The following is a 14,007-nucleotide window of genomic DNA, read 5'->3' as shown; positions in this document are numbered from 1 at the left end:
TTCGACTTCGCTCAGGGCGAACGGACATTGGAACAAGGAATATCAGGCATGAAGGGTGTCGGCACCGACATCGGCACGATCCATTTCATCGGCATTGGCGGTATCGGCATGTCCGGCATTGCCGAGGTGATGCACAATCTGGGCTACAAGGTCCAAGGGTCCGACGTCGCCGAAGGCTATGTCGTGGAAGGGCTGCGCAAGAAGGGCATCCCGGTAATGATCGGCCACAAGGCCGAAAATCTGGGCGATGCGGCCGTGGTCGTGACCTCCACCGCGATCAAGAAGGGCAATCCCGAAGTCGATCTGGCACTGGAACGCCGCGTGCCCGTCATCCGTCGCGCCGAAATGCTGGCGGAACTGATGCGCCTCAAATCCACCGTCGCGGTCGCGGGCACCCATGGCAAGACCACGACCACCTCCATGGTCGCGGCGCTGCTGGACGCGGGCGGGGTGGACCCGACCGTGATCAACGGCGGCATCATCAACAGCTATGGTTCCAACGCCCGCCTCGGCAACAGCGAGTGGATGGTGGTGGAGGCCGACGAGAGCGACGGCAGCTTCCTGCGGCTGGACGGCACGCTGGCGGTCGTGACCAATATCGATCCGGAGCATCTCGACCATTATGGCAGCTTCGACAAGGTGAAGGACGCCTTCGTCGAATTCGTCGAGAATGTGCCCTTCTACGGCGCGGCGATGCTGTGCCTGGACCATCCCGAAGTGCAGGCGATCCTGCCCCGCGTCCAGGATCGGCGCATCGTTACCTATGGCTTCTCCGCGCAGGCCGATATACGCGGCGAGAATGTCCAGCCGATCCCCGGCGGCAACCGCTTCGACGTGCAGATTCGCGAGCGGGACGGTTCGCTCCGCCGGATCGAGGGCATCGAAATGCCGATGCCGGGCCGTCATAATGTGCTGAACGCCATGGCGGCCATCGGCGTGGCGTTGCAGATGGGCATCGATGACGCGACGATCCAGACCGGCTTTGCCAAGTTCGGGGGCGTGAAGCGGCGCTTCACCAAGGTCGGTGAAATCGCCGTCGGCGGCGGCAGCGCGACCGTGATCGACGATTACGGCCACCATCCGGTCGAGATCAAGGCGGTGCTGGCCGCCGCCCGCGAAGGGGCGAAAGGCCGGGTCATCGCCGTGGTCCAGCCGCATCGCTTCACCCGCCTGCGCGACCTGATGGATGAGTTCCAGCAGGCCTTCAACGACGCCGACATCGTCTACGCCGCTCCGGTCTATCCGGCGGGCGAGCAGCCGATCGAGGGCGTGGACAGCGCGGAACTGGTCGCGGGCCTCAAGCGCCGGGGTCATCGCAACGCCGCGACGGTCGAGGGCGCGGACGACCTTGCCCGCCTGATCGCCGCCGATGTGCAGGCGGACGACATGATCATCTGCCTGGGCGCAGGCGACATCACCAAATGGGCGGCGGGGCTTGCCTCCGCCGTTGCGGAGAAGGAAGCCGCCTGATGTTCGAACTCTTCAATGTCGGCCTCGAAATGCAGAAGCGGATGATCGACATCCAGATGCAGGGCGTCGAAGCCGCGCGGCAGATGGTCGACGCGGCCCAGCGCAATGCGGAGGCAGGGCTTGCCGCGACCAGGGCCGGCGAGGCGGGGATGAAGGCGATGAAGGGCTGGATGCGGCTCTGGGGGATGCGCGATTGACGCTGGCGACCACGTCCCTTCCTGCGGTTCGCGGCTCGCTCAAGGCCGATGCGCCGCTTGGCCCTCTCGTCTGGTTCAAGGCGGGCGGTGTCGCGCAATGGCTGTTCGAGCCGAAGGATGCGGACGATCTTTCCGATTTTCTGGCGCGGCTTGACCCGGCGATTCCGGTGATGGCGCTGGGGCTTGGCTCCAACCTGATCGTGCGGGACGGCGGGGTTCCGGGCGTGGTGGTCCGCCTTGGCAAGCCATTCGCCAGGGTGGAGCAAGTCGATGCGACCAGCCTGCGCTGCGGGGGAGGAGCATCGGGCATCCTCGTTTCCTCGACCGCGCGGGATGCGGGCATAGCGGGGCTTGAATTCCTGCGCTCCATTCCAGGAACGGTGGGTGGCTTCGTGCGGATGAACGGGGGCGCCTATGGGCGCGAGACTTGCGATATTCTGTTGGAGTGCGGGGTCGTGCTGCGTTCGGGCGAACGGGTGACGATGCCGCTCGATGCGCTGGGCTATACTTACCGCCACAGCATTCTGCCCGAAGGCGCGGTGGTGGTGAGCGCGGTCTTCCGGGGCGTTCCGGGCGAACCGGCCGCGATCCAGGCAGAGATGGACCGCATCGCCGCCGCCCGCGAGGAAAGCCAGCCGTTGCGGAGCAAGACCGGGGGTTCGACCTTCAAGAATCCCGATGGCCACAAGGCCTGGCAGTTGGTGGACGAGGCCGGGTGTCGCGGCCTGCGACTGGGCGGCGCGCAGGTTTCGGAAAAGCATACCAATTTCCTCCTCAACCTGGGCGATGCGACCAGCGCGGACATCGAGGCCCTGGGCGAGGAGGTCCGCCGTCGCGTGAAGGCGAAGAGCGGCATCGACCTTGAATGGGAAATTCAGCGGGTGGGCGTCCAGTCCCCCTCCCGCAAGTGGGAGGGGGACTATTTGAAGGAACAGAAATCATGACCCGTGGCCCCTGGCATGTAGCCGTCCTGATGGGCGGCTGGTCCGCCGAGCGGCCGGTTTCGCTCTCGTCGGGCGAGGGCGTCGCCAAGGCGCTGGAATCGCGCGGCCACAGGGTCACGCGCATCGACATGGACCGCGACGTCGCGCTGCGGCTCTCCGAAACCCGACCCGATGTCGTGTTCAACGCCCTCCACGGCGTTCCGGGCGAGGATGGCACGGTCCAGGGCATGATGGACCTGATGGGCTTCACCTACACCCATTCGGGCCTCGCCACCTCGGTCATCGCCATCGACAAGCAGCTCACCAAGCAGGCGCTGGTTCCCCATGGCATCCCCATGCCCGGCGGTCATATCGTCCCCAGCGAAAGCCTGTTCGAGGGCGATCCGCTGCCGCGTCCCTATGTGGTGAAGCCGGTCAATGAGGGCAGTTCGGTCGGCGTCGCCATCGTGACGGAGGGGGGCAATTACGGTTCGCCCATCGGCCGCGATGTCGAGGGGCCGTGGCTGCATTTCGAGGAACTGTTGGCCGAACCCTATATTCGCGGGCGGGAACTGACCACCGCCGTGCTCGGCGACGAAGCGCTGCTGGTGACGGAATTGCGTCCCAAAAGCGGCTTCTACGATTTCGACGCCAAATATACCGATGGCATGACCGAGCATGTCTGCCCCGCCGATATTCCGCCGGAGATCGGCGAAGCCTGCAAGGCCATCGCGCTGCGCGCGCACCAGTTGCTGGGGTGCAAGGGCGCTTCGCGCTCCGATTTCCGTTGGGATGACGAGCAGGGCATCGAGGGGCTGTTCCTGCTGGAAGTGAACACCCAGCCGGGCATGACGCCGCTCAGCCTGGTCCCCGAACAGGCGGCCAGGCTGGGCATTGACTATGCCGAACTGGTGGAGCGTATAGTCGAGGACGCGCTGAACGGCGCCCGAATTGCAGCCAATGGGGGGGCGAAGCATGGCTGAAGCACGCATTCGCCGTGGCGGAACGGCGCGGCTGACGCGCACGACCGGCGCGCGCGGCCGCAGCGGGGGACGAGGGCGTTCGGCCAGGCAGCGAAGCTGGATCGACGGCCTGATCGACCTGCTGCCGGTCAGCGAGGAGACGCTCCAGCGCATGGCGAGCTGGACCATCGTCGGCATCGTGCTGGCGGCTCTGGTCGGCATCGCCATGCTGATGGGCGTTCCCGCCATGGCGGGGCAGAAGGCGTCCGAACTTGCCGCCCAGGCCGGTTTCGAAGTCGAGAAGGTCGAGGTGCGCGGCGTCGAGCGGATGGACGAACTGCCCATCTACAATATCGCCCTGGGCCAGGTTAGCCGGTCCATGCTCTCGCTCGACCTGCCCAAGGTGCGCGCCGACATGCTGAAGCTGGGCTGGGTCAAGGATGCGCGCATTTCCCGCCGCCTGCCCGATACGCTGGTGGTCGACATCGTCGAGCGCGATCCGGTCGCGGTGTGGCAGCATGACGGCCAGCTTCACCTGATCGACGTGACTGGGGTTGTGCTGCAATCCGTGTCCGCCGGGGCGATGCCGGACTTGCCTTTGGTGGTCGGTCCCAACGCCAATCTCCAGACCGCCGGCCTTAACAAGCTGATGGAAAATGCGCCCGCGCTCAAACCCATGCTGGCGGGCGCCACCTGGGTCGGGAACCGGCGCTGGGACTTGCGCTTTCAGTCGGGCGAGACGCTTTCCCTGCCCGAAGGCGACAGGCCGTCCGCCACCGCGCTGGTCAATTTCGCGCGGATGGACGGGGTGAACCGCCTGCTGGGCCGGGGCATCGTCAAGTTCGACATGCGCGATCCCGACCGTTTCGTGCTGCGCCTGCCGCAGGGCCAGGGAAGCGGGTCGTCCGGCGACGAGCCGGCCGCGAGCGCCGAAGCGCCTGCCAAGGGCGAGGAAGGCTGAACCCCCATGGCCCAGCCCAAGGTCGATAAGTTCGTCACCGCGATCGACATCGGATCGTGGAAGGTGTCCGCGCTGATCGCGGGTCGCACCGAAAATGGCGAACTGGCGATCCTGGGCACCGGCCAGCGCGAAAGCCGGGGCGTGCGGCGCGGCTTCATCGCGGACATGGAGCGGACCGAACTCGCCGTCCGGGAAACCGTGGAACAGGCGGAACGCGTCGCGGGCACCAATATAGAGGATGTGTGGGTCAGCTTCTCCGGCGGCTCGCTGGTCAGCGACGTCGTCACGGTCGAGCGCGACATGGGCGGCTATCGCGTCGAACAGGCGGACATCGACGACCTGCTGACCACCGGCCAGCAGGGGATCGATCCGGACGGTCGCGTGGTTCTGCACGCTCAGCCGACCTGCTTCACCATCAACGGCCGGGTGCCGGTGAAGAAGCCGCTCGGCATGCATGCGGACCTGCTGGGCGTCGACATCCATGTCGTGCTGGCCGACGGGGCGCCGCTCGCCAATCTCGACCTTTGCGTGCGCGGGGCCTATCTCAACGTCAACTCCATCGTGGCGTCTCCCATCGCCACCGGCCTCGCCTGCCTGTCGGAGGAGGAGCGCGACCTGGGCGTGGCGTTGGTCGAACTGGGCGCTGGCGTCACCAATGTCTCGCTCTATGCGGGCGGCATGCTGGTCGGGCTGCACAGCATTCCCATCGGCGCGTCGGACATTACCGACGACATCGCCTCGGCCTTCGGCATCCGCCGCAGCCAGGCGGAGCGGATCAAATGCTTCTATGGGTCCGCCATGCAGAACCGTCGCGATTTCCGCGACATGATAGAGATCGCCGCCCCCCATGGCGACGTCGCCATTCCGGGGCAGAGCGCCGGTCCCAATGCCGACGGCGGCAAGATCACCCGCGCCGCTTTGGTGGCGGTGATCTGCGAACGGCTCAACCAGATCATGGTGGAGGTGAACGCCGCGCTGGCCGGCATGGGCTTCAACACCCCCACCGGGCGGCAGGTCGTGCTGACCGGCGGCGGCGCGGAAATGAAGGGCATTGCCGACTATGCGCAGGGCGCGCTGGGTCGCGCGGTGCGGATCGGGCGGCCGAGAGGCCTTGCCGCCATGCCGGAGGCGCATAGCGGCCCGGCGTTCGCGACGCTGGCCGGACTTGCGCTTTACGGCGCTTCGAACCCGGTTGACCTTAGAACGATAGCGCCCGCTCCCCAGACCGTTCATCGTATCGGCGCGCCAGCATGGTGGCAGAGAATGGTGAAGGCGATGAAGACGAACTATTGAAATAAAACACAGGTCAGACGAATTTTACTGGTGAAATACGCCATTATCTGTTGCATTAACCTTCGATGACAGTTTCGCTCACGTCACCGAAGCTGGAGGGAGCTAAAGTTTATGAGCATTGAAATCAGCCCGCCGCATGTGGACGAGTTGAAGCCACGCATCGCGGTGATCGGCGTCGGCGGCGCGGGCGGCAACGCCATTGCGAACATGATCGCCGCCTCCGTCGAGGGCGTGGATTTCATCGTCGCCAACACCGACGCGCAGGCGCTGAACGCGTCGCCCGCCGAACGGCGCATCCAGCTTGGTCCGCAGATCACCGAAGGGCTGGGCGCGGGCTCCCGCCCCGAAATCGGCAAGGCGGCGGCGGAAGAGACCATCGCCTCGGTCGAGCAGGCGCTGGACGGCGCGCATATGTGCTTCATCGCCGCCGGCATGGGCGGCGGCACCGGCACCGGCGCCGCGCCGGTCATCGCCAAGGCGGCGCGCGATCGCGGCATCCTGACGGTCGGCGTCGTGACCAAGCCCTTCACCTTCGAGGGCAATCGCCGCATGAAGTCTGCGGAGGCGGGCATCGAGGAACTGCAGAAGCATGTCGACACCCTGATCGTCATCCCGAACCAGAACCTGTTTCTGATCGCCAACCCCAACACCACCTTCAAGGAAGCCTTCCAGATGGCGGACGAGGTGTTGCAGCAGGGCGTGCGCGGCATCACCGACCTGATGGTCATGCCGGGCCTCATCAACCTCGACTTCGCGGACGTCCGTTCGGTGATGGGCGAGATGGGCAAGGCGATGATGGGCACCGGCGAAGCCGAGGGCGACGGCCGCGCGCTGCAGGCCGCTGAAAAGGCGATCGCCAATCCGCTGCTGGACGGCGTGTCGATGCGCGGCGCGAAGGGCGTGATCGTTTCCATCGTCGGCGGCGACGACATGCGCCTGATGGAAGTGGACGAGGCCGCCAACCATATCCGCGAACTGGTCGATCCCGACGCGAACATCATCTGGGGTTCGGCGTTCAACGACAATCTGAACGGCAAGATCCGCGTCTCCGTGGTCGCCACCGGCATCGACAGCGATGCCGCCGCCAATGCCGCGCCGCTGACCCAGCCGTTCAGCTTCGCCAGCCGTCCGGCCGTCGCCGTGCCGACCGCCGCCGCGACCAAGCCCGCGCCGCAGGCCGCTCCGGCTCCGGTGGCGGCTCCCGATCCCGCGCCCGAAGCCGAGCCTGAAACGCTGGAACTCGACGTACCCGCCGCGCCTGCCCCGGCGCCGCTGACTCCGCCCGCCGCCGCGCCGGCGGCGGCGAAGCCCGCGCCCTTCAGTCCGTCGCGTCCCGCCGCTGTCTTTTCGGACGAAGACCCGGCGCAGGACGAATTGCTGCTGGGCGAGGACGCGGCCGAGGCAGCGCCGGCCCAGCCCGCTCCGGCGCCGCAGGCCGCGCCCCGCGTCGCCACCGGGGGCACGCTGTTCGAGCGCATGGCGGGCCTGACCCGCGGCGCCGAAAAGGGCGCTGCCGCCAGCGACGAAGGAACGCCCGCTCCGGACATTCCGCGCTTCCTGAACCGCCAGAGCAACCAGTAAGCGGCCACGGGGTTCGCCCCACACGCCCTATGAAAGCGCGCCATCGGCTGCCATGGGCAACCGGGCGCGCTTTTTCTTTCGACATATTCCCTTGTCCCGCCTCCATCCGCTAAAGGGCTGTCTGTGAGACGTTATGACATTTGGATTCTCCGCGGACTGCTTCTAGCGGGCACCGCGTTGGCGCAACCGGCTCTGGCGCAGCCCGCCCAGGTGCAGGCGATGCGTCCCTCCAGCGCGGAAAACCTCAACAATCATCTGGCGCGCCTGGCGTCTAATCCGCGCGACGTGACGGCGCTGATCGGCGCGGGCGAGGCGGCGCTGGACATGGACGATGCGCGCGCGGCGGCGGGTTTCTTCGCCCGGGCCGATACGCTGGCGCCGAACAACGGCAAGGTGAAGGCGGGCCTTGGCCGCGTCATGCTGAAGAACCAGAACCCCGCCGAAGCGCTGCGCCTGTTCGACCAGGCGACGCGGCTGGGCTTTCCCGAAGCGACCCTGCTGTCCGACCGGGGGCTTGCAAGGGACATGACCGGCGATCAGGCGGGGGCGCAGCGCGACTATCAGGCGGCGCTCCAGCGGACGCCGGACGATGTCGAACTCACCCATCGCTATGCCGCCTCGCTGGGCATTTCCGGCCAGGTGGACGCGGCGGAGCGGGTGCTGAAACCGCTGCTCTACAAGAGCGACCGGGCCGCCTGGCGCTACCGCGCGTTCATCCTGGCGATGAACAACCGACAGGCGGACGCCAGGAAGATCGCGGAGCAGACCATGCCGTCGCAGCTTGCCGCGGCGATCCTGCCCTATATGCAGAAAATGCCTTATCTGACCGCCGCGCAGAAGGCGGCGGCGGTGCATTTCGGGCATTTCCCGGCCAATGTCGGCTCGACCATGGCCGCGATCACGCCGACCCCGCCCGCTTTCGCCTCCGCCACCCCTGCCGCGTCCCCGGCCGGCCAACCTGCCGCCCAGACGCCGCCGACCCGGTCCGCGCAGCAGGATCGTCGTTCGCGCCGCACCGAAACCGCCACGAGGCTCGCGCAGGCCGAAGCGCCGCCCCGTAGCGCGCCGGCGCCAAGCCAGCCCGTTCCCGCCGCCTCCGCTCCACAGATGCAGGCGCCGCCGCGGGCTGCCGCTCCCGCCGCCTCCAATGTGCAGGGTCCGCCAGCGCCCGGCTTCGAATCCGTCCCGGCGCAAAGCCCGGCACCCGCCAGTCCGCCGCCCAGCCAGCTCAACGCGATCACGCTCGCCCAGGCGTCGGCGCCGCGCACATCCACCTCGCCGCAGGGCGAGACGGCGCCCCCCGCCCCGCCGGCCGCCGCGACGCCGGCCCCGGCGCCCCCGCCGCAGCAGCAGATCGACCCGGCCGTCACCCGTTCGCTGGCGGACATCATCCACGCCATCGATGTGCCCGAATCCGAGCGCCAGTCGAGCGTCGTCGCGGTCGACCTGTCGGAGATCGCCCAGATCCAGGCCGCCCGCCGCGCCGAGCGGGACGCGGCGGCGGCCGCCGCCGCGGACAAGGCGAAGAAGGCCGCCGCCGCCAAGGCGAAGGCCGAAGCGGACGCCAAGGCCAAGCAACTGGCCGAGGAAAAGAAGAAGGCGGCCGAGGAAAAGGCGCGCCTTGCCGCCAATCCCTCGCGCAGCTGGCTCCAGGTGGGTACGGGTGCGAACAAGGGCGCGCTGGCCTTCACCATGAAGGGCTTGCGCAAGAAATATGCGTCGCTCGAACCGCAGGACGCCTGGGTGGCGAGCTGGGGCCGCACCAATCGCCTGCTTGTCGGGCCGTTCAGCAGCTTCACGCGGGCCAGGACGCTGGAGGACAAGCTGAAGGCGGCGGGCGCGGACGTGTTCGCCTGGAAAAGCGATGCCGGGGAAGTGGTCGAGCGGCTCCCGGCCGAATAAGGCGATTTACCACGGCGGGCACATCGAACGACTCGGCAATGGCCGAAAAGGACTTTAAAGGGCGCGGCATGACGCTGCTTGCACCCTATGCCTCGCATCCCGGCCGCAGCCGGGGCCGCCTCCACGCCGAACCCGGCGGGGAGGTGCGGGGGCCACGCGACATGTTCCAGCGGGACCGCGACCGCATCATCCACAGCATCGCCTTCCGCCGCCTGCGCCACAAGACGCAGGTGTTCGTGTCGCCCGACGGCGATCATTTCCGCGTCCGCCTGACCCACAGCCTGGAGGTGGCGCAGATCGGCCGCACGACGGCGCGGACGCTGGGCCTCAACGAAGACCTGACCGAAGCGCTGTGCCTGGCGCATGACATCGGCCATCCGCCCTTCGGCCATGCGGGGGAGGACGCGCTGGAGGCGGCGCTCGACGCGCATGGCGGCTTCGACCATAATGCCCATACGCTGCGCACGCTGATGCTGCTGGAAAGTCCCTATCCGCTGTTCCGGGGCCTCAATCTGAGCTGGGACATGCTGGAGGGGCTGGCCAAGCATAATGGCCCGGTAATCAACCCCGGCTGGGCGATGCGGGAGGTGGACGGGCTGTTCCCGCTCGACCTTGCCAGCCATGCGTCGCTGGAGGCGCAGTTGGCGGCGATTGCGGACGACATCGCCTATGACAATCACGACATCGATGACGGGCTGCGCGCCGGCCTGCTGACGCTGGACCAGCTTTTGAGCGTGCCGCTGGTGAAGGGCTGCTGGGACCGGGTTCGCGCGCGCTATCCCGATGTGGCGCAGGATCGCCTGCTGCGCGAACTGGTGCGGGAGCAGATCGGCGTGATGGCGAACGACCTGATCGCCGCCACCCGCGCCAATATCGCGGCGGCGGGCGTGGAGAGCGTCGACGACGTCCGCCGGGCCGGGCGCGCGCTGGTCGGCTTTTCGCCCGAACTCGCCGCGCAGGAGCGCGACCTCAAGCGCTTCATGTATGCGACGCTCTACCACCACCCTTCGCAACTGGCGGCGGCCGACCGGGCGCGCGTGATCGTGACCGACCTGTTCCGCGCCTATCAGGCGGACCCGACGCTGATGCCGCAGGAGTGGCGCGACGATTGCGCGACTTTCGAACCCCGGCGCAGCCGCCATATAGCGGACTTCATCGCCGGCATGACCGACCGCTACGCCGAAAAGCGTCATGCCGAGATTTTCGGCGAAGCGGCATTGGCCTGAGGCGGACGGCGGCAGGCCGGGGGCATAGGGCCGAACGGCCGGCAAAAGAGGAACGCGCCGATTGAGCGATTGACGGCGCGGCGCGTTTCACGCAATGCGGAACTGTCGCCGGTGCCGTGGATTCGGCTATCGGACTTGATGCGGGAGAGCATGGGAGGCCTTTCAGGCCAGCCCGTCGCCGAAGGAGCAACCGCCCCGGAATCTCTCAGGCCAATGGACCGCATCATGGGCAGGCACTCTGGAAAGCGGACGGTTCATTCCGTCCCACCGAAGGGGTAAGCCATCCGGTCGCCTGGCCGGTGGTCAAAGCTCTCAGGTTCCGTGACAGAGGGGGTGGCAAACGCGATGAGTCCGACTCCGGACGGGCGCGTCTGTCGCCAATGACCCTCGCATGGAAAGGCCGCCCCTCATGTCCGGCAATGACGACATCGCCCATATCGAAGAAGAATTGCCGTTGCAGGACCTGCCGCTGGATGGCTGGCACCGCGCCAGGGGCGCGCGCATGGTCGGCTTTGCGGGCTATCACATGCCGATCCAATATGAAGGCATCATGGCCGAACATGTCTGGACTCGCGAACATGCCGGGCTGTTCGACGTCAGCCATATGGGCCAGCTCGGCTTCTCCGGCGAGGGCGTGGACGACGCGCTGGAAATCCTGTTGCCGAGCGACATCAAGGGGCTGAAGCCCTTTCGCCAGCGTTATTCCATGCTGCTCGACGAAGAAGGCGGCATATTGGACGACCTGATGGTCTCCCGCCTGGGGGACGGCGCTTTCGGCGGCGCGGACATCTATATGGTGGTCAACGGCGCGACCAAATATGACGACATGGGCTGGATGATCGAGCATTTGCCCGACGAAGTGGTGATGAACCACATGGACGAGCAGGCCCTGCTCGCCTTGCAGGGTCCGGAGGCGGGGGAGGCGCTGGCCACGCTGATCCCCGAAACCGCCGATCTGATCTTCATGCAATCCGGTCTCTTCACCTGGCGCGGCGTTCCGCTGTGGATCAGCCGGTCGGGCTATACCGGCGAGGACGGCTTCGAGATCAGCGTTCCCGCCGCCGATGCCGCTCTGCTCGCCGATGCGCTCTGCGCGTTGCCGCAGGTGAAGCCGATCGGACTTGGCGCACGCGATTCGCTGCGCCTGGAGGCGGGATTGCCGCTCTACGGCCATGACCTGACGCCTGCCGTCAGCACCATCGGCGCCGATCTGGGCTTCGCCATCCAGAAGCGCAGGCGCGAAGAAGGCGGCTTCATCGGCCATGCGCGGGTGATGAAGGAATTGGCGGACGGGCCGGGTTCGAAGCGCGTGGGCCTGAGGATCCAGGGTCGCCTGCCCGCGCGCGAGGGCGCGCCTATCTTTGCCGGCGGCGCGCGGGTGGGCGAGGTCACGTCCGGCGGCTTCGCGCCGACCGTGGGCGCGCCAATCGCCATGGGCTGGGTCAGCCTGCCGCACAGCGCGATCGGCGCCGCGCTGGAGATCGAGGTGCGCGGCAAGCGCATCGCGGCGGAGGTTGCGCAGATGCCGTTCGTTCCGCACCGTTATCGCCGCAAAGCCTGAGTCCTTTCTGGTTTCTGATTGGTCGTGATTTTCAAGCAAATCACTCGGAGGGAAGTAAATTATGAGCCGTTATTTCACCGACGAACATGAATGGATCGATGTCGAGGGCGAAATCGCTACCGTCGGCATCACCGACTATGCGCAGGAGCAGTTGGGCGACATCGTGTTCGTCGAACTGCCCGCCGAGGGGACGACCTTCGAAAAGGGCGACGACGCCGCCGTGGTGGAGTCGGTCAAGGCCGCGTCGGACGTCTATGCGCCTATTTCGGGCGAAGTGGTCGAAACCAACAGCGCGCTGGAGGACGAACCCGCGCTGGTGAACAGCGATGCCGAAGAGGATGGCTGGTTCTTCAAGCTGCGCGTCACTGATGCGAGCGAACTGGAAGGCCTGATGAACGAAGCCGCCTACAAGAAGTTCGTGGCGAGCCTTTGAGGACAAATAGCCCCTCCCCTTCAGGGGAGGGGTTGGGGTGGGGGATCGCCCTGAGCGCCGCGCCTGTGGATAGCCCCCACCCCCGGCCCCTCCCCTGAAGGGGAGGGGAGAGGAGATATGTAAAATGCGCTACCTACCCCTTACCGACACTGACCGGCAGGACATGCTGACCGTCATCGGCGCATCGTCGGTCGACGACCTGTTCGTGGACGTTCCCGCCGAAGCCCGGCTTCCCGGCAAGATCGCGGGCCTGCCCGATCATGCCAGCGAACTGGCGGTCGAGCGGCATATGGCGGCCCTTGCGCGGAAGAATCTGTCGGCAGGGGAAGCGCCCTTCTTCCTGGGCGCGGGCGCCTATCGCCATCATGTTCCCGCCAGCGTCGATCATCTGATCCAGCGCGGCGAGTTCCTGACCGCCTACACGCCCTATCAGCCGGAAATCGCGCAAGGCACGCTCCAGGTGCTGTTCGAATTCCAGACCCAGGTGGCGCGCCTGCTGGGCTGCGACGTTGCCAACGCCTCCATGTATGACGGGTCGACCGCCTGCTGGGAAGCGATCGGCATGGCCCGCCGCATCACCAAGCGCGGCAAGGCGATCCTGTCATCCGGCCTGCATCCCCATTATGTCTCGGTCGCCAACACCATGGCGAAGTTCACCGGCGACGCGCTGGTGCATCAGGCGCCGACGCTGGACGCCGCCACCGACATCGACGCGCTGGTCGCCGGGATCGACAAGGATACAAGCTGCGTCGTCGTCCAATATCCCGACATTCTCGGCCGCATCGCTGACCTGACGCCGCTGGCCGAAGCCGCCCACGCGGCGGGCGCGCTGCTGGTCGCGGTCGTCACGGAGCCTGTGGGGCTGGGAGCGATCAAGGCGCCGGGTCATATGGGCGCGGACATCGTCGTGGGCGAGGGCCAGTCCATCGGCGTCGGCCTGCAATTTGGCGGGCCTTATCTGGGCCTGTTCGCGTGCAAGCAGAAATATGTCCGCCAGATGCCGGGCCGCCTCTGCGGCGAGACGGTGGACGCGGCGGGCAAGCGCGGCTTCGTGCTGACGCTTTCGACCCGTGAGCAGCATATCCGCCGCGAAAAGGCGACGTCGAATATCTGTACCAATTCCGGCCTCTGCGCGCTGGCGTTCAGCATCCATATGACGCTGTTGGGGGAAAAGGGGCTGCGTGAACTCGCCACGCTCAACCATGGGCTTGCCTGTCAGGCGGCCGACCGTCTGGCGCAGGTGCCGGGCGTCACGCTGCTCAACGACGGCTTCTTCAACGAATTCACCCTGATCCTGTCGAAGGATGCCCGCGAAGTCGTCCGCAACCTCGCGGACAAGGGGGTTCTGGGCGGCGTCTCGCTCGGCCGCCTGTTTCCGGATGCGCCGGAGATCGGCAACGGGCTGGTCGTCGCCGTCACCGAAACCGTGACCGCGGAGGATGTCGAAGCCTTTGCCAAGGCGCTTGAGGAGGAACTGGCATGACAGATACCGACCAAC

12 protein-coding genes and 1 riboswitch are annotated in these 14,007 nt (G+C 66.9%); all 12 genes read left to right on the top strand.

What is annotated here, in order from left to right; translation table 11 throughout:
* Positions 1-48: 48 nt before the first annotated feature.
* The 12 genes from murC (at position 49) to gcvPA (ending at position 13,992) form a co-directional block, all read left to right on the top strand.
* Entirely contained in the window at positions 49-1,470 is a 1,422-nt protein-coding gene (murC, locus tag Sj15T_RS10350; protein ID WP_013040948.1) for a UDP-N-acetylmuramate--L-alanine ligase, read from the top strand.
* The gene (locus Sj15T_RS10345) at positions 1,470-1,667 is read left to right on the top strand and encodes a hypothetical protein (protein WP_013040947.1); all 198 of its coding nucleotides are present in this window, start codon (positions 1,470-1,472) and stop codon (positions 1,665-1,667) included. Before murC ends, Sj15T_RS10345 begins: the two co-directional genes overlap by 1 nt.
* Positions 1,664-2,611: a UDP-N-acetylmuramate dehydrogenase gene (gene murB, locus Sj15T_RS10340; RefSeq protein WP_013040946.1), complete on the top strand. Its 948-nt coding sequence runs from the start codon at positions 1,664-1,666 to the stop codon at positions 2,609-2,611. Before Sj15T_RS10345 ends, murB begins: the two co-directional genes overlap by 4 nt.
* The gene (locus tag Sj15T_RS10335; RefSeq protein WP_013040945.1) at positions 2,608-3,573 is read left to right on the top strand and encodes a D-alanine--D-alanine ligase; all 966 of its coding nucleotides are present in this window, start codon (positions 2,608-2,610) and stop codon (positions 3,571-3,573) included. The genes murB and Sj15T_RS10335 overlap by 4 nt, the downstream gene beginning before the upstream one ends.
* Positions 3,566-4,513, top strand: coding sequence for a cell division protein FtsQ/DivIB (locus Sj15T_RS10330; protein ID WP_007685597.1), 948 nt, complete (start codon positions 3,566-3,568; stop codon positions 4,511-4,513). Before Sj15T_RS10335 ends, Sj15T_RS10330 begins: the two co-directional genes overlap by 8 nt.
* Positions 4,514-4,519: 6 nt before the next feature.
* A complete protein-coding gene (gene ftsA / locus Sj15T_RS10325; RefSeq protein ID WP_007685600.1) occupies positions 4,520-5,806 on the top strand; it encodes a cell division protein FtsA in 1,287 nt (428 codons plus the stop codon).
* 111 nt (positions 5,807-5,917) lie between these two features.
* Positions 5,918-7,387: a cell division protein FtsZ gene (ftsZ, locus tag Sj15T_RS10320; RefSeq protein WP_013040944.1), complete on the top strand. Its 1,470-nt coding sequence runs from the start codon at positions 5,918-5,920 to the stop codon at positions 7,385-7,387.
* Between the two features lie 123 nt (positions 7,388-7,510).
* Positions 7,511-9,289, top strand: a complete 1,779-nt coding sequence (locus Sj15T_RS10315) for a tetratricopeptide repeat protein (RefSeq protein ID WP_041386039.1) — start codon at positions 7,511-7,513, stop codon at positions 9,287-9,289.
* Between the two features lie 68 nt (positions 9,290-9,357).
* On the top strand, positions 9,358-10,515 hold the full coding sequence (locus tag Sj15T_RS10310; RefSeq protein ID WP_041386552.1) for a deoxyguanosinetriphosphate triphosphohydrolase: 1,158 nt from the start codon (positions 9,358-9,360) through the stop codon (positions 10,513-10,515).
* A gap of 131 nt (positions 10,516-10,646) precedes the next feature.
* Positions 10,647-10,746: riboswitch (glycine riboswitch) on the top strand.
* 178 nt (positions 10,747-10,924) lie between these two features.
* Positions 10,925-12,076 carry a glycine cleavage system aminomethyltransferase GcvT gene (gene gcvT / locus Sj15T_RS10305; RefSeq protein WP_021223548.1) on the top strand — a complete coding sequence of 384 codons (1,152 nt, stop codon included), beginning with the start codon at positions 10,925-10,927 and terminating at the stop codon, positions 12,074-12,076.
* 61 nt (positions 12,077-12,137) lie between these two features.
* Entirely contained in the window at positions 12,138-12,509 is a 372-nt protein-coding gene (gene gcvH / locus Sj15T_RS10300; RefSeq protein WP_013040940.1) for a glycine cleavage system protein GcvH, read from the top strand.
* A gap of 124 nt (positions 12,510-12,633) precedes the next feature.
* The gene (gcvPA, locus tag Sj15T_RS10295) at positions 12,634-13,992 is read left to right on the top strand and encodes an aminomethyl-transferring glycine dehydrogenase subunit GcvPA (RefSeq protein ID WP_013040939.1); all 1,359 of its coding nucleotides are present in this window, start codon (positions 12,634-12,636) and stop codon (positions 13,990-13,992) included.
* The last annotated feature ends 15 nt before the right edge of the window (positions 13,993-14,007 follow it).

The organism is Sphingobium sp. TA15 (assembly GCF_037101235.1).
In the GTDB taxonomy this organism is placed as follows: Bacteria; Pseudomonadota; Alphaproteobacteria; order Sphingomonadales; family Sphingomonadaceae; genus Sphingobium; species Sphingobium indicum.
The sequence above is the reverse complement of the archived record's forward strand: the minus strand, read 5'-3'. Positions and strand labels throughout refer to the sequence as shown.

Bases quoted from the DNA above. Each gene is read 5' to 3' on its own strand.
- murC (WP_013040948.1), top strand. From the start codon at position 49: ATGAAGGGTGTCGGCACCGACATCGGCACGATCCATTTCATCGGCATT.
- Sj15T_RS10345 (WP_013040947.1), top strand. From the start codon at position 1,470: ATGTTCGAACTCTTCAATGTCGGCCTCGAAATGCAGAAGCGGATGATC.
- Sj15T_RS10335 (WP_013040945.1), top strand. From the start codon at position 2,608: ATGACCCGTGGCCCCTGGCATGTAGCCGTCCTGATGGGCGGCTGGTCC.
- Sj15T_RS10330 (WP_007685597.1), top strand. From the start codon at position 3,566: ATGGCTGAAGCACGCATTCGCCGTGGCGGAACGGCGCGGCTGACGCGC.
- ftsA (WP_007685600.1), top strand. From the start codon at position 4,520: ATGGCCCAGCCCAAGGTCGATAAGTTCGTCACCGCGATCGACATCGGA.
- ftsZ (WP_013040944.1), top strand. From the start codon at position 5,918: ATGAGCATTGAAATCAGCCCGCCGCATGTGGACGAGTTGAAGCCACGC.
- Sj15T_RS10310 (WP_041386552.1), top strand. From the start codon at position 9,358: ATGACGCTGCTTGCACCCTATGCCTCGCATCCCGGCCGCAGCCGGGGC.
- gcvT (WP_021223548.1), top strand. From the start codon at position 10,925: ATGTCCGGCAATGACGACATCGCCCATATCGAAGAAGAATTGCCGTTG.
- gcvH (WP_013040940.1), top strand. From the start codon at position 12,138: ATGAGCCGTTATTTCACCGACGAACATGAATGGATCGATGTCGAGGGC.
- gcvPA (WP_013040939.1), top strand. From the start codon at position 12,634: ATGCGCTACCTACCCCTTACCGACACTGACCGGCAGGACATGCTGACC.